This window comes from Enterobacter sp. UPMP2052, from assembly GCF_053709675.1.
In genome coordinates, this window is sequence record NZ_JBSKJR010000005.1 from 141776 (window position 1) to 160235 (window position 18460).

Below are 18460 nucleotides of genomic sequence, written 5' to 3' on the forward strand. Positions count from 1 at the left end.
TCGATGATGATAGCAAAGCCTGCCATGGCGCGATATCAGCAAATTCCTGGAAACATTTCAACCTCTTGACTTTTCTTTTGAATTGAGAACCACATCCTTTTACGTTGCAAGAATGTAAATAAAGAACAATTGACATTGCCGAAACCGTGCGGCATATCGCACAATAAAGCCAGATCACACAGCAAAGACCCATCAAGATGAGCAAACCACTACAAAAACCCACCATTCTGCACGTTGAAACGGTCGCGAAATCGCGTCTGTTTAATGTCGAAAGCGTGGACCTGGAGTTCAGCAACGGTGTGCGTCGCGTTTATGAACGTATGCGCCCGTCATCGCGCGAAGCGGTGATGATCATTCCCATCGTTGACGATCATCTGATTTTGATCCACGAATACGCTGTGGGAACGGAATCCTATGAGCTTGGGTTCCCGAAAGGGCTGATTGACCCGGGCGAGTCGGTGTTTGAAGCGGCAAACCGCGAGCTAAAAGAAGAGGCGGGTTTTGGCGCAAACGCGCTGTCGTTCCTCAAAAAACTGAGCATGGCACCGTCCTACTTTTCCAGCAAAATGAACATTGTGGTGGCGGAAGACCTCTACCCGGAATGGCTGGAAGGGGACGAGCCTGAGCCGTTGCCGCAGGTTCGCTGGCCGCTGGCGCATCTGATGGATCTGCTGGAAGAGCCGGACTTTACCGAAGCGCGTAACGTGAGTGCGCTGTTCCTGGTGCGGGAATGGCTGAAAGGACAGGGGCGGCTGTAGCCCATAAAAAAGCCGGGTGGCGGCGTCGCCTTACCCGGCCTGCGATGTTATGCCCGATTTTCATCGGGCATTTTATTTTTTAAAACAGCTCGTGCGTCTCGCCGTTATCAATCAGCTCTGTACCCACCTCATGCACCGCCTGCGTGGTTGGCTGGGTGCCTTCGATGAAATACTCTGCACGACTGTTGCCGCCGTTCGCCAGCTGCCCGGTGCTGCGGTCAATATTAACCGTCACTATGCCCGGTGGTGGCGTCAGAGGCTGCTCCGGCACCCCTTCCAGAACGGTTTTCATGAATGCATCCCAGGCTGGCTGAGCGCTTTTCGCGCCGCCCTCATAACCGGAGATCTGATCTTTGATCGCGCCGGAAGCGGTGGTGCGGCCCAAATCGCGACGGTGATCGTCAAAGCCGATCCAGACGGAAGTCACCACGCCCGGGCCGTAACCGGAGAACCATGCGTCTTTCGAGCTGTTGGTGGTCCCCGTTTTCCCGCCGATGTCGTGGCGCTGCAAATCGCGCCCTGCACGCCAGCCGGTGCCCTGCCAGCCTGGCTCACCGAAGATGTTGGTGTTCAGCGCGCTCTTAATCAGGAATGAGAGCGGAGTGTTGATCACGTGCGGCGCATACTCAGGCGCGCCGGTTTGCGCGACCAGCGCCTGGTTGGCCTGCTCCAGCTGCGGCTGCGGTACGGTTGAATTCTGCTGCTCCTGAGAGATAGCCACATCTTCCATATCCTTGTTCTCAAGCACGTTCGACTTCGGCGTATCGCCGTAAATCACCGGAATATCGCACTCGGCACAGGCGATTTTCGGTTTGGCTTCGAACAGAACGCCGCCCTGGTCGTTCTCAATTTTACTGATGAAATACGGATCGATCAGGAACCCGCCGTTTGCCATCACCGAGTACCCGCGGGCAACCTGCAGCGGGGTAAACGAGGCTGATCCCAGCGCCAGTGATTCAGTGTGAACGATGTTCTGCGCCGGGAAGCCGAAACGCTGCAGATACTCTGCGGCATAATCAACGCCCATCGCGCGCATCGCGCGTACCATCACCACGTTTTTCGACTGTCCCAGCCCCTGACGCAGGCGAATAGGGCCTGCATACTGCGCCGGCGAGTTTTTCGGCTGCCAGTCGGAACCGGCCCCGGCATCCCAGCGGGAAATCGGCACGTCGTTGAGGATGCTGGCGAGCGTCAGGCCTTTATCCATCGCCGCGGTGTAGAGGAACGGCTTGATGTTCGAGCCAACCTGACGCAGTGCCTGGGTGGCACGGTTAAACTTGCTCTGGTTGAAATCAAACCCGCCCACCAGGGCGATAACCGCACCGTTTTGAGGATTGATTGACACCAGCGCGGAGTTCACGTCCGGCACCTGCGCCAGCCACCAGGCATCACCCACCTGGCGAACCCAGATCTGCTGACCCGTCTGGACGGCGTCGGTCACTTTACGTGGCGTTGGCCCCTGCAGGGTGTCAGACCGGTACGGTCGTGCCCAGCGAATGCCCTCCATGCGCAGCGATACCGAGGTACCGTCGGCCAGCATGGCCACCGCTTCCTGCGGATCGGCCTGGGTAACAACCGCAGGCAGCAGCGGGCCGTAGGTCGGCAGCGATTTCAGCGAGTCGGTGATTTTTTTGCTGTCCCATGCGCTTTCGCCCACTTTCCACAGCACGTTCGACGGACCGCGATAGCCGTGGCGCATGTCGTAATCCATCACGTTGTTACGCACCGCCTGCTGCCCCGCCTGCTGACCTTTGCGGGTCACCGTGGTGTAAACGCGATAGCCATCTTCATAGGCTTTCTCACCGTAACGCCTGACCATTTCCTGGCGAACCATTTCCGTGAGATACGGCGCGGAAAACGCGATCTCCGGGGCATGGTAGTTGGCATCGATAGCATCGCTGCGCGCCTGGTCATACTCGTTCTGGCTGATATAGCCTTCGCTCAACATACGCGACAACACAACGTTACGACGCGCCGTGGCACGTTCAAGTGAGTACAGTGGGTTAAACGTTGAAGGCGCTTTCGGCAGGCCCGCGATAGTCGCCATTTCGCTTAAGGTAAGCTGCTCGATAGGCTTACCGAAATAGACCTGCGCCGCCGCCCCCACGCCATAGGCGCGGTAGCCCAGATAGATCTTGTTGAGGTAAAGCTCAAGGATCTCATCTTTGCTCAGCAGTTGCTCAATGCGGATGGCGAGGAACACCTCTTTAATCTTACGCATCAGCGTCTTTTCAGGGCTGAGAAAGAAGTTACGCGCCAACTGCTGCGTAATGGTACTCGCCCCCTGCGACGCATGGCCGGAGAACAGCGCGACGCTGGCGGCGCGGAAAATCCCCACCGGATCGACACCGTGGTGCTCGTAAAAACGGCTGTCCTCGGTGGCAATAAAGGCCTTCACCATGACGGGCGGAATTTGGTTTAAGGTCAACGGGATACGGCGTTTTTCGCCATATTGCGCCATGAGCTCGCCATCGGCGCTATAGACCTGCATTGGGATCTGGAGACGCACATCGCGAAGCGTGGCGACATCAGGCAGCTGCGGCTCAATAAATTTGTACAAACCATAAATCGAGCCTGCTCCCAGCAGAATGCAACAGACTGCAAGGATCAATAAATACTTTACGAACTTCACCGGAGATTTCCCATTTGGTTTCACTTGGGCAGTTTCTAAACAATCGCGCGGTAGTATAAAGGCAAGCCTGATTCATTGATATAGCCGTCAACCTGACGGGCGATAAGGAGATCGTGAAGCATGGCTTTCAATACATGGCAAACGGGCGTTCATATTCAACAAGATAAGGTGATGATTGTTGCACTGGTGCGCGAGAAAACGGACTGGCGTTTACGGCGCTGGTGGGCCGTTCCACTGGCGCAAGGCATCATCAGCGAGGGCAAAATTCACAAGCCTGACCAGCTGATTGACGCGCTACGCGACTGGCGGCGAACGTTACCGCATTACCACCAGGTTTTCCTCGCCTTTCCCGCAGCGCGAACGCTGCAACGGTCGTTTCCCCGGCCCACCCTGACGCTTTGCGACAGCGAGCAGGTCTCCTGGGTCAGCTCTGCCCTGTCGCGCGAGCTGGAGATGTCAGCCGACGCGCTGTGCTTCGATTATTCTCAGGACACTTTCAGCAGCACCTGGCATGTCACGGCGGCACAAAACAAAGAGGTGGCAACGCTCCTGGCGCTGGCGAAGGCGCTACAGCTGCGCCTGGTGGCCATTACGCCCGATGCGGGCGCGCTGGCAAACTTTCTCCCGGCGGTGGCCCCCGCCTCGTGCGTGGCCTGGCGGGATGAAAGCCAGTGGCTGTGGGCGATGCGCCACCAGTGGGGACGACGTCCGATTGATGACGCGGCCGACATCTCCGGGCTGGCCGCGCTGCTGGCGCTTTCTGCATCGGATATCGCGCTCTTTGATGCGACGCGCGATCCCTGGGAAACGCTAACGCGCTGCCAGCCCCCCTTACCCGAAAACGGTGCGGATTTTACCGTCGCCCTGGCGCTGGCGATGAGTGAGGTGCCCGCATGATCCCGGCAAACCTTTTACCCTGGCGGCAGTATCGCCGGACGCGCTGCCTGCGCTTATGGGGCGTCATGTTTACGGGCTCGCTGGTGATGATCCTGACGGCATTGTCAGCCTTGCGGGTAGATAAGCTCCTGGCCCTGCGCGCGCGACAAAGTGAATGGGCGGGTATACACGCGGTTGAGCAGACGCTGAAAGCCCGCCAGCTGGCGTGGCAGGCTGCGCAAAAACGCGCGGCGGTACCGGAAGCCGCGCCCCGGGTGGCGTGGCGACCGGTTCTGACCTCGCTGTCGGCGCAGATCCCGGAGCAGGCGTGGCTCACGGAGCTGCGCTATCAGCCGCCGGGGCTGGTGCTGACCGGTTATGCCACTACGGCTCCGGCCCTGACGGCGATGCGGGATGCACTCGGGCGCGTGGACGGGTTTAGCCCCGGCACCGTGGGGGCGTTGCAGCAGGATAAGCAGGGCCGCTGGGCGTTTACCTTTCAGCTGAAACATCAGGGGTAGCGCGTGGAGAGGCTGGTTGAACGCTGGTGTACAAGCCCTCCGTGGTTGCGGGTGCTCTGCTGGGCGCTGTGCAGTACTGCGCTTGTGGCGATCGGCTGGGCCGCGTTGCTGCGGCCAGTGGCGGAACAGATCGCCGAAGCACAACATCAGGTGAGTGTCGCGGGGCGTACCAACGCCTCGCTGTGGGCTGCTGTGAGAAAAATCCCGACCGAAACAGAGGAGCCGGTTGCCCCTGCGGTGAGGCCATTTTCACCGCTGGATTTTCAGGCCAACGGCACCCGACTGGTCCACTGGAAGCCCCTTTCGCACGGCGGGGAGCTGGAGCTTGACGCCGACTGGGCGGCGATCCCCGGCATCTTTGCGCAGCTGGAACAGTGCAACGTCAGGATCGGCACCTTCGTGATAACGGCCGAATCAGGCCGGTTGCGCTTGCGGATGGAGCTGGAACATGGGGCATAGCATGCGGTTAATGATTGTTGCCTCGCTGGTGTGCCTCACGGGCATGCGCGATCCGTTCCAGCCCCCGCCAGACACCTGTCTTACCGGGCAACTGCCGCAATGGCGCTATCAGGGAAAGGTGAACGACGTGGGTTTTATGCAGGACGGGCAACAGCGCTGGCATCGTGTGAAGCAGGATCAGCGATTGCTTCCCGGATGGCGGGTGATGGCAATGGATGAACAGCAACTGACCGTTGAGGTTGGCGAAACGTGTGACCCTCGGCAATGGACATGGCAACGAGAAGGAACGAAAAAGCATGAAGATAAGGACAGCCCTGCTGTTAATGGCCCTCAGCGCATCGCTGTGGGCCGCTGAGCCAAAACCGGTCACGCTGGTGCTGGATGAGGTTCCTGTGGTTCAGGTGCTGCAGGCGCTGGCGACGCAGGAGAACCGCAATCTGGTGGTGTCGCCTGATGTAAATGGCTCGCTTTCGCTCAGCTTAACGCGCGTCCCCTGGCGCAAGGCGCTGCAAACCGTGGTGAATAGCGCCGGGCTTGTCCTGCGGGAGGAGGGCGGGATTTTTTATGTCCATACGGCAGCCTGGCAGCAGGCACAGCAAACGCGTAAGGCGCAAGAGCAGGCCCAGAGACAGCTCGACGCGCCGCTGGTCTCTCACGGCATCTCTTTTTCCTATGCGGATGCCGGGGAGCTACAGAAAGCCGCGGAAAAGCTGCTCAGCCCGAAGGGCAGCCTTTCCGTGGACAAGCGAACCAACCGCTTGCTGGTAAGGGATAACCAGACGGTACTGGATACGCTCGTGCGCTGGGCCGAGCAGATGGACCTGCCGATCGACCAGGTGGAACTGGCGGCACACATTGTGACCATCAATGAAAAAAGCCTTCGCGAGCTGGGCGTAAAGTGGAACCTTGCTGAGGCGTCAGAGGCGGGGCGGGTCGGGCAGGTGACGGCGCTGGGCGCGGACCTGTCGGTTGCCAACGCCACGACGCACGTGGGGTTTAATATCGGGCGCATCGACGGCAGGCTTTTGGATCTGGAGCTGTCGGCCCTTGAGCAGAAACAGCAGGTCGATATTATCGCCAGCCCACGCCTGCTCGCGTCGCACATGCAGCCAGCCAGCATCAAGCAGGGCAGTGAGATCCCCTATCAGGTTTCCAGCGGTGAAAGCGGGGCAACGTCGGTGGAGTTTAAAGAGGCGGTGCTCGGTATGGAGGTGACGCCGGTGGTGCTGCCGGGAGGACGCGTGCGGCTGAAATTACACATCAGCGAAAATATGCCAGGGCAAGTGCTGCAGCAGGCTGATGGCGAAACGCTGGCTATCGATAAACAGGAGATTGAAACTCAGGTTGAGGTCAAAAGCGGTGAAACCCTGGCGCTGGGCGGCATTTTCTCGCAAAAAAATAAAACCGGCAGCGATAGCGTGCCGGGGCTGGGGCGCATCCCCTGGCTTGGACAACTTTTTCGCCATGACGGGAAGGATAACGAGCGGCGGGAGCTGGTGGTGTTTATTACGCCACGGCTGGTTGGCATTCACTGATGGGCGACGATCCCCGCAATGATTTTGCATACAGATTGTTGCAGATGTTTGACGTGGGGCATGAATTAGCATACAAGGAGTACCGATTTGAATCGGACTTACGTCTTATTACCTTATGCGTTTGGAACGGTGATTTAATCAGTTGCCAAACAAGCCGGAGTATTGAGATAATTTTTAGTCTGACTCTCGCTCTATTGCATATGAGGTTTCAGTTCATGTCCCGCTACGCTGGGTGTCTTCGAAGCGGGGATTACCATTAACGAATAGTCTTAGTAGTACCGAAAAAATGGCAGAGAAACGCAATATCTTTCTGGTTGGGCCTATGGGTGCCGGCAAAAGCACTATTGGGCGTCAGTTAGCTCAACAACTCAATATGGAATTCTACGATTCTGATCAAGAGATTGAGAAACGAACCGGAGCGGATGTGGGCTGGGTCTTCGATGTAGAAGGCGAAGAAGGTTTCCGTGACCGAGAAGAAAAAGTGATCAACGAACTCACGGAAAAACAGGGCATCGTGCTGGCGACTGGCGGCGGCTCTGTGAAATCTCGCGAAACCCGTAACCGTCTCTCCGCCCGTGGCGTTGTGGTCTATCTTGAGACGACCATCGAAAAACAGCTGGCACGTACGCAGCGCGATAAAAAGCGCCCGTTGCTGCAGGTTGAAACGCCGCCACGCGAAGTTCTGGAAGCCCTGGCCGGTGAGCGCAATCCTCTGTACGAAGAGATTGCGGATGTTACCATTCGTACTGACGATCAGAGCGCTAAAGTGGTTGCAAACCAGATTATTAATATGCTGGAAAGCAACTGATTCTGGCTTTATATACACTCGCCTGCGGGTAAAAGCATTTAAGGTGGATGTCGCGTCATGGAGAGGATTACAGTTACTCTCGGGGAACGTAGTTACCCTATCACCATCGCGGCTGGTTTGTTTAACGACCCAGCTTCCTTCTTGCCACTGAAAGCGGGTGATCAGGCGATGCTGGTCACCAATGAGACGCTGGCTCCGCTTTATCTCGACCGTGTGCGTCACCTGCTTGAGCAGGCGGGCGTAAAGGTCGACAGTGTGATTCTGCCCGATGGCGAGCAGTATAAAAGCCTGGCGGTGCTCGATACCGTCTTTACCGCATTACTGCAAAAACCGCACGGTCGCGACACCACACTGCTTGCCCTGGGCGGCGGTGTTGTCGGCGATCTTACGGGGTTTGCGGCCGCCAGCTATCAGCGTGGCGTGCGCTTTATTCAGATCCCCACCACGTTATTGTCTCAGGTCGACTCCTCCGTTGGCGGCAAAACGGCCGTTAACCATCCGCTCGGCAAAAACATGATCGGTGCGTTCTACCAGCCGGCCTCGGTGGTGGTGGATCTCGACTGTCTGAAAACGCTGCCTGCACGTGAACTGGCGTCTGGCCTTGCAGAAGTGATCAAATACGGCATTATTCTTGATGGCGAGTTCTTTAACTGGCTGGAAGAGAATATGGACGCCTTGCTACGCCTTGACGGGCAGGCACTGGCGTACTGTATCCGCCGTTGTTGTGAGCTGAAAGCAGAAGTGGTGGCAGCTGACGAGCGTGAAACCGGCTTACGTGCTTTACTGAATCTGGGGCATACGTTTGGTCACGCCATTGAAGCCGAAATGGGCTATGGCAACTGGCTTCACGGCGAAGCGGTGGCTGCCGGAATGGTGATGGCCGCGCGGGCATCTGAACGTCTGGGCCAGTTCAAACCGGAAGAGACGGCGCGTATCATCGCACTGCTTGAACGCGCAGGCTTACCGGTAACCGGTCCGCAGGAGATGTCTGCACAGGCGTATTTACCCCACATGATGCGCGATAAAAAAGTATTGGCAGGCGAGATGCGTCTTGTACTCCCGCTTGCAATAGGGAAGAGTGAAGTACGCGGCGGAGTGTCGCACGACGTGGTTCTTGGCGCTGTGGCTGATTGCCAGCAGGCCTAACAACTAGAAAGGTCAGGCCGCCGTAACAGGTGGTCGTTTAGCTTCAGGTGAAATGCAAAGACGTTGGCATAAGCCTTTGAGTGGGGTGTTAAATGGATGAATTCAAACCAGAAGACGAGCTGAAACCCGATCCCAGCGATCGTCGTACTGGTCGTTCTCGTCAATCTTCAGAACGTGATAACGAGCCGCAGATCAATTTTGACGATGTCGATCTGGATGCAGACGATCGTCGTCCTTCGCGCAGCCGCAACGCACGCGATGAGCGAGAAGAAGAAGATTACGAGTCTGAAGAAGATTCAATGGACGAAGAGCCTGTAGAGCGTCGCCCGCGTAAACGTAAAAAAGCGGCGGCGGCAAAACCCGCTTCCCGTCAGTACATCATGATGGGACTTGGCGTACTGGTGCTCTTGCTGCTGATTATCGGCATCGGCTCCGCGCTAAAATCACCGTCTACCCACTCAGGCGAGCAAACCGCGTCCACTGAGAAGAGCATCAACCTTTCAGGCAATGATGCTGCCGATCAGGCCAATGGCGCGCAGCCTGCTCCGGGCACGACGTCTGCCGAGCAGACTGCGGGTAATCCGCAGGATGTCTCTCTGCCGCCGGTCTCTTCGACGCCGACTCAGGGCCAGACGGTCATTGCGCCGGAAGGCCAGCAGCGTGTTGAGGTTCAGGGCGACCTGAATAATGCGCTGACGCAGCCCCAGAATCAGGAGCAGGTGAACAACGTAGTGGTTAACTCTACGCTGCCAACCGAGCCTGCGACCGTTGCACCTGTTCGCGGCGGTAATGCTCAGCAGCAGACTGCGGCGACGGAAACCAAACCGCGCCAGACGCAGACGCATACGCAAACGCAGACCGCGCCGCGTCAGGAACGTAAGCAGGCGGTGATTGAGCCAAAACGTGAAACTAAGCCTCAGACCGTTGCAAAAGCGCCTGAAGTGAAGGCACCGGCTCAGCCAAAACGCACAGAAACGGCAGCGGCAAGCGAACCGGCAAAAGCGCCAGTGACGCAGACTGCACCGAAAGCGACGGCGACGACCACGGCACCTGCGGCGACAGCCGCACCGGCTGCGACAGCGTCTACGGGTGCATCGGGTAAAACGGCGGGTAATGTGGGTTCTCTGAAATCTGCGCCTTCCAGCAATTACACCCTGCAGCTGAGCAGCTCGTCGAACTACGACAACCTCAACGGTTGGGCGAAAAAATCAAATCTGAAAAACTACGTGGTTTATCAGACGACCCGTAATGGCCAGCCATGGTATGTCCTGGTGAGCGGTGTTTACGCATCGAAAGATGAAGCGAAACGTGCCGTTGCATCACTGCCAGCCGATGTTCAGGCGAAAAACCCATGGGCGAAGCCAATTCATCAGGTCCAGGCCGATCTGAAGTAATGTTTAAAGCGCAGGATGCTGTCGGAGCTTTCTCCACAGCCGGAGAAGGTGTAACCAGTTAGTCAGCATGAAAAAAAATCGCGCTTTTCTGAAATGGGCAGGGGGGAAATACCCCCTGCTCGACGATATTAAAAAACACCTGCCAAAAGGCGAGTGTCTTATCGAGCCCTTTGTGGGGGCGGGATCGGTGTTCCTGAATACCGATTTTTCGCGTTATATCCTGGCGGATATCAACAGCGACCTGATCAGTCTCTATAACATCGTAAAACTGCGTACCGACGAGTACGTGGATGAGGCGCGTAAACTGTTTACGCCTGAAAACAACAACCCGGATGTCTACTACCAGTTCCGCGCTGAGTTTAACCAGTGTCAGGAGCCGTTCCGTCGCGCCCTGTTGTTCCTCTATCTCAACCGTCATGGCTACAACGGCCTGTGCCGGTATAATCTTCGTGGTGAATTCAACGTGCCGTTTGGCCGCTATAAGCGTCCTTATTTCCCGCAGGCTGAGTTGTACCACTTTGCTGAAAAAGCGCAGAACGCGGAGTTCCACTGCCTCTCTTATGAGGAGTGTATGGATCGCGCTGACGTCAATTCGGTGGTCTATTGCGATCCGCCTTATGCGCCGCTGTCTGCCACCGCAAACTTCACCGCCTATCACACCAACAGCTTCAGCCCGGCTGAACAGGCTCGTCTGGCGGAGATGGCGGAAAAACTGGTCAGCAAAAGAATTCCGGTGTTAATTTCGAATCACGACACGCCTGATACGCGCGAATGGTACAAAGCCGCGAAACATTTTCAGGTTAAGGTGCGGCGCAGCATTAGCAGCAATGGCGGCACGCGTAAAAAGGTGGACGAACTCCTGGCTCTGTATCGACCCTGAGCCGTTTTGCCCGCCGGTAAACACATTTCAAGGAGAAGCGGATGAAACAGTTTTTGATTGCTCCCTCAATTCTGTCGGCCGATTTTGCCCGCCTGGGTGAAGATACCGCCAGCGCCCTTGCGGCCGGCGCGGATGTCGTCCATTTCGACGTTATGGATAACCACTACGTTCCCAATCTGACCATCGGCCCGATGGTGCTTAAGGCGCTGCGCAACTACGGCATTACCGCGCCGATTGACGTGCATCTGATGGTAAAGCCGGTCGACCGCATCGTGCCTGATTTCGCGGCCGCGGGTGCCAGCATCATTACGTTCCACCCTGAAGCCTCTGAACACGTTGACCGCACGCTCCAGCTCATTAAAGAGAACGGCTGTAAAGCCGGTCTGGTGTTTAACCCGGCCACGCCGCTGAGCTATCTCGACCATGTAATGGACAAGCTGGACGTGATTTTGCTGATGTCCGTTAACCCGGGTTTCGGCGGTCAGTCGTTCATTCCGCACACGCTCGACAAGCTGCGTGAAGTGCGCCGCCGTATTGATGAGTCGGGCTATGACATTCGCCTGGAAGTGGACGGTGGTGTGAAGGTGAACAATATCGGTGAAATCGCGGCGGCGGGTGCAGATATGTTCGTTGCAGGCTCGGCCATCTTCGACCAGCCGGATTACAAAAAAGTCATTGATGAAATGCGCAGTGAACTGGCGAAGGTAAGTCATGGATAAATTGCAGGCAACCCGGGGTGTAGCATTTGACCTCGACGGCACGCTGGTCGACAGCGCGCCGGGCTTAAGCAGCGCGGTTGATCGGGCGCTGTATGCCCTTGAATTACCCGTTGCGGGCGAAGATCGCGTTGTGACGTGGATTGGCAACGGCGCGGACGTGCTGATGGAACGCGCCCTGACCTGGGCGCGCCAGGAGCGTGCGTCACAGCGTTCCGCACAGGGTAAACCGAGCGTCGATCACACTGATATTCCGCAGGAAGAGCAGCAGCGTATTCTGCGCAAACTGTTCGATCGTTTCTACGAAGAGACCGTCGAAGAGGGCAGCTTCCTGTTCCCGGACGTCGCGGAAACGCTGAGTGTTCTGCATGCTAAAGGCATTCCGCTGGGGCTGGTAACCAACAAGCCTACGCCGTTTGTCGCACCTCTGCTTGAGGCGCTGGATATCGCGAAGTATTTCTCGGTAATTGTCGGCGGCGATGACGTGCAGAACAAAAAACCGCATCCGGAACCGCTTTTGCTGGTGGCAGGAAAATTATCCTTAACACCTGCGGAGCTGCTCTTTGTCGGTGATTCGCGCAATGATATTCTGGCCGCCAAAGCGGCAGGCTGTCCGTGCGTCGGATTAACCTATGGCTACAACTACGGTGAGGCGATTACGCTGAGTGAGCCGGACGTTGTATTCGATCGTTTCAAAGATTTATTGCCCGCACTCGGGCTTTCGCACAGTGAACATCAGGAATTGAAAAATGACTAAGCCCATCGTTTTTAGCGGCGCACAGCCGTCCGGTGAATTGACCATTGGTAACTACATGGGTGCGTTACGTCAGTGGGTGAGCATGCAGGACGACTACCATTGCATCTATTGCATCGTGGATCTCCATGCCATCACGGCGCGTCAGGATCCTGAGAAGCTGCGCAAAGCCACGCTGGATACGCTGGCACTCTATCTGGCATGCGGTATCGATCCGGAAAAAAGCACCATCTTCGTGCAGTCTCACGTGCCGGAACACGCGCAATTGGGCTGGGCGCTGAACTGCTACACCTATTTCGGCGAACTGAGCCGTATGACGCAGTTCAAGGACAAATCTGCCCGCTATTCTGAAAACATCAACGCCGGCCTGTTTGACTATCCGGTACTGATGGCGGCCGACATTCTGCTGTATCAGACCAATCAGGTTCCGGTAGGTGAAGACCAGAAGCAGCACCTGGAGCTGAGCCGCGATATCGCCCAGCGCTTCAACGCGCTTTATGGCGACGTGTTCAAAGTGCCAGAGCCGTTTATTCCGAAATCCGGCGCGCGCGTGATGTCGTTGCTGGAGCCAACCAAGAAGATGTCCAAGTCTGACGATAACCGCAACAACGTTATCGGCCTGCTGGAAGATCCAAAATCGGTGGTGAAAAAGCTCAAGCGTGCGGTGACCGACTCCGACGAGCCACCTGTTGTGCGCTACGACGTGCAGAACAAAGCGGGCGTGTCTAACCTGCTGGATATTCTCTCCGGCGTGACCGGTCAAAGCATCCCTGAACTGGAGAAGCACTTCGAAGGCAAGATGTACGGCCACCTGAAAGGCGAAGTGGCGGACGCGGTCTCCGGTATGCTGACCGAGCTGCAGGAGCGCTATAACCGCTACCGCAACGATGAACCCTTCCTGCAGAAGGTGATGAAGGATGGCGCGGAAAAAGCCAGCGCGCGCGCGTCAGAGACACTGAAAGCGGTGTATCAGGCGATTGGGTTTGTAGGTAAGCCTTAATCCTGTCGTGCCGGGATCCAAACAAAAAAACCGGGAAATTCCCGGTTTTTTTACGCCTGAAAAATGCTTACTGCTGTGCCGCCGGGCCACAGCCACCGATGATCTTGGAAATAGAGATCGCCGGGTGCAGCAGGTAATCATAGCTGCAGTTATTTTTGGTATTTTGAACGTGACCTGTGCAGGCGGTCAGCGTCGATAACATGCCTACCAGAACGGCGGCCTTTGCCAGCTTAAACATACTTATTCCTTGTACTCAAAAACGATAAATTGAAGTGAAACGAGGGAATAAATGGAAAAGTTCCATTTTGCGGGCGGTATGTTATCGATAGCGGTAAGAGGGGAGTAGTCCGGTTAAGGACTACTCAGTAAAGGGGGAGTGTGCGTCAGTGATTTGAGAACCAGTTCAGCTTGTCGCGTAGCTCAACCACCCGACCAACGATAATCAGCGCCGGGCTTTCAACCTGCTGCGCCAGCTCGCCGAGCTGCGTCAGGACGCCATTCACCACGCGCTGCTTCGTGGAGGTGCCGTTTTCCACCAGCGCCACGGACATGTCTTCATCCATGCCATGCTCAAGCAGTTTGGCCTGAATGGTCGCGGCCTGATTCAGGCCCATATAGAACACCAGCGTCTGTTTCTCTGCGGCCAGATTGTGCCAGTCCAGCTCGCTGCCGGTCTTCAGGTGGCCTGTCACCAGCCGCACGCTTTGGGCGTAGTCACGGTGGGTCAGGGGAATACCGGAATAGGCCGAACAGCCCGATGCTGCCGTAATGCCCGGCACCACGGAGAACGGAATGCCCGCGTTGCACAACGTTTCCAGCTCCTCGCCGCCGCGGCCAAAGATAAACGGATCGCCGCCCTTAAGGCGCACCACGCGTTTGCCTTTTTGCGCCTCGCGCAGCAGGATCTGGTTAATCTCTTCCTGAGGTACGCAGTGGTAGCCCGCGCGTTTGCCGACAAACACGCGATCGGCGTCGCGGCGCACCAGGTTCATGATGTCATCCGAGACCAGACGGTCGTACACCACGATGTCCGCCTGCTGGATCTGCTGCAACCCCTTGAGCGTCAGCAAGCCTGCATCGCCCGGCCCTGCGCCTACCAGCACCACTTCACCGCGATGATCCAGCGGCTCGGTAAGCAGCGTTTCAGTGGTCTCTTCAACGGCCTGGCGATCCTGATTAGCCAGCGACTGCGCCAGCCTGTCATTCACAAAGAATTTTTCCCAGAAGCGGCGGCGCTCGCCTACGGTCGCGAAGGTTTTCTTCACGCGGGCGCGCAGCTGGCCTGCATACTGCGCCACCTGGCCGAGATGCTGGGGCAGAATCGACTCGAGCTTTTCACGCAGCAGACGCGCTAAAACCGGGGAGGTGCCGCCGGACGACACGGCCACCATCAACGGGGAACGGTCAATGATCGACGGCATGATAAAGCTGGCTTCTTTCGGCGCATCCACCACGTTACAGAAAATTCGACGCGTTTCGCAGGCATCACTGACGCGCTGGTTAACGGCGTCATCGTCGGTTGCGGCAATGGTGAGCCAGCAGGTATCAAGCAGGGATTCGTCGAACTCGCCCTCGACAAGGGTGAGCATGCCTTCTTGCGCCCAGACGTCGAACTGCGGCGCAAAGGCGAGGGCGTTGACGGTCAGCCGGGCACCGGCCTCTAACAGCAGGCGCGCTTTGCGCTCGGCCACGTCACCGCCGCCGACAAGCAGGCAGTCGCGATGGCGTAATTGACAGAAAATCGGCAGGTGATCCACGACATTACCTCGCAGCATTCAGGGGAGGAGGAGAATTTGAGGTCAGGATAACAGCAGGGATCGTACAGAACATACGGTTTTTCCTGCCGTTACCCATAAGGGGTCATAAGCCTTTCCTATTGAAAAGGCTGGAGGTTAGGCTCTTAGCTGCACCATGCCGTCCTTCACGCGGGCGTCGTAGTGCTTCACAGAATGGCTCTCATCTTCCATGCAGCGTCCATCTTTTAAGTTGAAGCGCTGCTTTTTCAACGGGCTGGCGACCCACAGTTCGCCCTGATGTTCCGCGATGATACCGCGGGACAGGACGCTGGCCTCAAAGAACGGGTCAATATTGCTGATGGCAAAAACCTGTTCATCGTGGCGAGGACGGAAAATGGCGACCTGCTCGTGACCTAACAGCGCACAGACGCCGGTTGCTGGCAGAATGTCGTTAATGCTGCAGATATTTACCCACTGGCTCATGCGTTTTCCTCCACCAGAGTCACCGGAATACGTTCGTACGGCGTTGCCGGACGATGCTGTTCACGCTCAGGAACGACCTGTACGTTCGGATCGCGCTGGGTGCTGTTGATAAAGTGTCTGAAGCGCGTCTGCGCCGCCGGGGTATTCACGGTTTCGGTCCACTCGCAGATCACCGCTTCGCGCAGGCGCGCCATCTCTTCTTCCAGATGGTCGTTCAGGCCCAGCTTGTCGTCGATGATGACCGACTTCAGGTAGTCGATGCCACCTTCCAGATTGTCCAGCCAGGAGGCGGTACGGGTCAGCTTGTCGGCAGTGCGGATGTAGAACATCATGAAGCGATCGAGGTACTTAATCAGCGTGTCGTGGTCGAGATCCGCTGCCAGCAGGTCCGCATGACGAGGTTTCATCCCGCCGTTACCGCAGACGTACAGGTTCCAGCCTTTCTCTGTGGCGATGATACCTACGTCTTTACCCTGCGCTTCCGCACATTCACGGGTACAGCCGGAGACGCCGAATTTCATTTTGTGCGGGGTACGAATACCTTTATAGCGGTTTTCCAGTTCCACGCCGAAGCCCACGCTGTCGCCCACGCCGTAGCGGCACCAGGTGCTGCCCACGCAGGTTTTCGCCATACGCAGCGCTTTAGCATACGCGTGACCGGTTTCGAAGCCCGCTTCAATCAGCTGACGCCAGATTTCCGGCAGGTCGTCTTTCTGCACACCGAACAGGCCAATACGCTGAGAGCCGGTGATTTTGGTGTAGAGGTTGAATTCGCGGGCGATACGGCCCACGGCGACCAGCCCTTCCGGTGTAATTTCGCCCCCGGCTGAACGTGGGATCACCGAGTAGGTGCCGTCTTTCTGGATGTTCGCCAGGAAGTTGTCGTTGGTGTCCTGCAGCGGAGTATGTTCCGGCTTCAGAACGTATTCGTTCCAGCAGGAGGCCAGCAGGGAACCGACGGTCGGTTTACACACTTCACAGCCGTAACCCTGGCCGTGTTTTGCCAGCAGCTCGTCGAAGGACTTAATGCCTTCCACGCGGATCAGGTGATAAATCTCCTGGCGAGAGTAAGCGAAGTGCTCGCATAGGTTGTTATTTACTTCGATACCCTGTTTCGCCAGCTCTGCGTTCAGAACCTGCGTCACCAGTGGAATACAGCCGCCGCAGCCGGTACCGGCTTTGGTTTCAGCTTTCAGCGCGGCGACGGTGTGGCAGCCCTTGTTGATGGCTGCAACCAGCATGCCTTTGGTGACGTCGAAGCAGGAGCAAATCTGCGCGCTGTCCGGGAGTTTATCCACGCCGATGGACGGCTTACCGCTGGAGGCGTGAGCCGGGAGGATCAGCGCGTCCGGGTTTTCCGGCAGTTCAATGGCGTTCAGCACCAGCTGCAGCAGGTTACCGTAATCGCTGGTGTCACCCACCAGCACCGCGCCGAGCAGGGTTTTGTTGTCCTGGCTTACGATCAGGCGTTTGTAGACCTCTTTGCTTTCGTCGAGGTACACATAGCTGCGGGAGTTCGGGGTGCGGCCGTGCGCATCGCCGATACCGCCCACATCCACGCCCAGCAGCTTCAGCTTGGCGCTCATGTCTGCGCCTTCGAAGGCGTTTTCATTACCGAGGATATGGTCAACGGCGACCTGCGCCATTTTGTAGCCAGGTGCGACCAGGCCGTACACGCGGTTATTCCAGCTGGCGCATTCGCCGATGGCGTAAATATCCGGGTCAGAGGTCTGGCAGGAGTCGTTGATCATGATCCCGCCGCGCTGTGCCACGGCCAGACCACACTGGGTCGCCATTTTGTCGCGCGGGCGAATACCGGTGGAGAAGACGATAAAGTCCACTTCCAGCTCGCTGCCGTCGGCAAAGCGCATGGTTTTGCGCGCTTCGGTCCCTTCCTGAACGATCTCTTTGGTGTTTTTGCTGGTGTGAACCTTCACACCCATACTTTCGATTTTACGGCGCAGCTGGTCACCACCCATGTGGTCCAGCTGTTCTGCCATCAGCATCGGGGCAAATTCGATGACGTGGGTTTCAACGCCGAGGTTTTTCAGCGCGCCCGCGGCTTCAAGGCCGAGCAGACCGCCGCCAACGACCGCACCGCGTTTGCTGCGACGCGCGCAGGCTTCGATAGCCTTGAGGTCTTCGATGGTACGGTAAACGAAGCAATCCTGTGTTTCCGAGCCTTTGATTGGCGGGATCCACGGATACGAGCCAGTCGCCATAATCAGCTTGTCGTAAAAAACCGTGCGTCCGGCGCTGGAGTGGATCACTTTTTCCTGACGGTTGATGGTGATAGCGCGTTCGCCCACCAGCACTTTCACGCCATGCTTCTCGTAGAAACCTTCACGCACCAGAGAGAGCTCTTCGGCGGTATGATGGGAGAAGTAGGAAGACAAGTGCACACGGTCGTACGCCTTGCGGGGTTCTTCACAGAACACGGTAATGTCGAAACGGTCAGCGTCAGCTTTATCGAGTAGATCCTCAATAAAGCGGTGACCGACCATGCCGTTACCGATGATAGCGAGTCTGACTTTGCTCATTTTTGCCTCGATTTCTTTTCTATTACTGCCTACCTTAACGATTCAGCAGGGGCACTTATTGATGCAAATCAAATACGCCTTAACCTACCACCTAGTGGGTAGATCGCTGATTTGTCAGGTTTTTTATAAGTTGTGGAAATCGCAGGCTTTTCACGGTCGTCGGTTTTATGTACAAAAATGGGTACTATTCCGTAAATTTTTGTACTCCTAAATTTCAGCAGC

Annotated in this window: 18 protein-coding genes; 13 read left to right on the forward strand and 5 right to left on the reverse strand. The window is 56.9% G+C overall.

All coding sequences use genetic code 11. From position 1 onward, the window contains the following. The first annotated feature begins 197 nt into the window (after positions 1-197). The gene (nudE, locus tag ACWKX3_RS15535; protein ID WP_006177881.1) at positions 198-758 is read left to right on the forward strand and encodes an ADP compounds hydrolase NudE; all 561 of its coding nucleotides are present in this window, start codon (positions 198-200) and stop codon (positions 756-758) included. Between the two features lie 79 nt (positions 759-837). Here the strand turns inward: nudE and mrcA are convergent, their stop codons facing one another. Then, positions 838-3390, reverse strand: coding sequence for a peptidoglycan glycosyltransferase/peptidoglycan DD-transpeptidase MrcA (gene mrcA, locus ACWKX3_RS15540; RefSeq protein ID WP_006177880.1), 2553 nt, complete (start codon positions 3388-3390; stop codon positions 838-840). Between the two features lie 120 nt (positions 3391-3510). On the opposite strand from mrcA, the gene pilM reads away from it, so the two are divergent. The 12 genes from pilM to trpS all read left to right on the forward strand — a co-directional run bounded on the left by pilM (position 3511) and on the right by trpS (position 13479). Further along, the gene (gene pilM, locus ACWKX3_RS15545; protein WP_454542058.1) at positions 3511-4287 is read left to right on the forward strand and encodes a pilus assembly protein PilM; all 777 of its coding nucleotides are present in this window, start codon (positions 3511-3513) and stop codon (positions 4285-4287) included. After that, positions 4284-4787, forward strand: a complete 504-nt coding sequence (locus tag ACWKX3_RS15550; RefSeq protein WP_101738416.1) for a PilN domain-containing protein — start codon at positions 4284-4286, stop codon at positions 4785-4787. The genes pilM and ACWKX3_RS15550 overlap by 4 nt, the downstream gene beginning before the upstream one ends. 150 nt (positions 4788-4937) lie before the next feature. After that, positions 4938-5246: a HofO family protein gene (locus tag ACWKX3_RS15555; RefSeq protein ID WP_236347708.1), complete on the forward strand. Its 309-nt coding sequence runs from the start codon at positions 4938-4940 to the stop codon at positions 5244-5246. Further along, a complete protein-coding gene (locus ACWKX3_RS15560) occupies positions 5236-5601 on the forward strand; it encodes a HofP DNA utilization family protein (protein WP_236347705.1) in 366 nt (121 codons plus the stop codon). The genes ACWKX3_RS15555 and ACWKX3_RS15560 overlap by 11 nt, the downstream gene beginning before the upstream one ends. Continuing rightward, positions 5543-6781: a DNA uptake porin HofQ gene (hofQ, locus tag ACWKX3_RS15565; protein WP_454542059.1), complete on the forward strand. Its 1239-nt coding sequence runs from the start codon at positions 5543-5545 to the stop codon at positions 6779-6781. Before ACWKX3_RS15560 ends, hofQ begins: the two co-directional genes overlap by 59 nt. 286 nt (positions 6782-7067) lie before the next feature. Continuing rightward, the gene (gene aroK, locus ACWKX3_RS15570; protein WP_006177873.1) at positions 7068-7589 is read left to right on the forward strand and encodes a shikimate kinase AroK; all 522 of its coding nucleotides are present in this window, start codon (positions 7068-7070) and stop codon (positions 7587-7589) included. A gap of 57 nt (positions 7590-7646) precedes the next feature. After that, positions 7647-8735, forward strand: coding sequence for a 3-dehydroquinate synthase (aroB, locus tag ACWKX3_RS15575; RefSeq protein WP_006177872.1), 1089 nt, complete (start codon positions 7647-7649; stop codon positions 8733-8735). A gap of 92 nt (positions 8736-8827) precedes the next feature. Further along, complete coding sequence (gene damX / locus ACWKX3_RS15580; RefSeq protein WP_088209218.1) at positions 8828-10129, forward strand: cell division protein DamX; 1302 nt, start codon at positions 8828-8830, stop codon at positions 10127-10129. A gap of 67 nt (positions 10130-10196) precedes the next feature. Next, complete coding sequence (gene dam, locus ACWKX3_RS15585) at positions 10197-11009, forward strand: adenine-specific DNA-methyltransferase (protein WP_006177870.1); 813 nt, start codon at positions 10197-10199, stop codon at positions 11007-11009. A 41-nt stretch (positions 11010-11050) separates the two neighbouring features. Continuing rightward, positions 11051-11728 carry a ribulose-phosphate 3-epimerase gene (gene rpe / locus ACWKX3_RS15590; protein ID WP_006177869.1) on the forward strand — a complete coding sequence of 226 codons (678 nt, stop codon included), beginning with the start codon at positions 11051-11053 and terminating at the stop codon, positions 11726-11728. Next, positions 11721-12482 carry a phosphoglycolate phosphatase gene (gene gph, locus ACWKX3_RS15595; RefSeq protein WP_006177868.1) on the forward strand — a complete coding sequence of 254 codons (762 nt, stop codon included), beginning with the start codon at positions 11721-11723 and terminating at the stop codon, positions 12480-12482. Before rpe ends, gph begins: the two co-directional genes overlap by 8 nt. After that, on the forward strand, positions 12475-13479 hold the full coding sequence (gene trpS, locus ACWKX3_RS15600; protein ID WP_404600593.1) for a tryptophan--tRNA ligase: 1005 nt from the start codon (positions 12475-12477) through the stop codon (positions 13477-13479). The genes gph and trpS overlap by 8 nt, the downstream gene beginning before the upstream one ends. Positions 13480-13546: 67 nt before the next feature. On the opposite strand, the gene ACWKX3_RS15605 is transcribed toward trpS, so the two are convergent. The 4 genes from ACWKX3_RS15605 to nirB form a co-directional block, all read right to left on the reverse strand. Then, on the reverse strand, positions 13547-13717 hold the full coding sequence (locus ACWKX3_RS15605; RefSeq protein ID WP_020884583.1) for a YhfL family protein: 171 nt from the start codon (positions 13715-13717) through the stop codon (positions 13547-13549). Between the two features lie 145 nt (positions 13718-13862). Continuing rightward, a complete protein-coding gene (gene cysG, locus ACWKX3_RS15610; protein WP_042321622.1) occupies positions 13863-15236 on the reverse strand; it encodes a siroheme synthase CysG in 1374 nt (457 codons plus the stop codon). 135 nt (positions 15237-15371) lie between these two features. After that, positions 15372-15698, reverse strand: coding sequence for a nitrite reductase small subunit NirD (gene nirD / locus ACWKX3_RS15615; protein WP_006177864.1), 327 nt, complete (start codon positions 15696-15698; stop codon positions 15372-15374). Further along, a complete protein-coding gene (gene nirB / locus ACWKX3_RS15620) occupies positions 15695-18238 on the reverse strand; it encodes a nitrite reductase large subunit NirB (protein ID WP_088209215.1) in 2544 nt (847 codons plus the stop codon). The genes nirD and nirB overlap by 4 nt, the downstream gene beginning before the upstream one ends. Between the last annotated feature and the right edge of the window lie 222 nt (positions 18239-18460).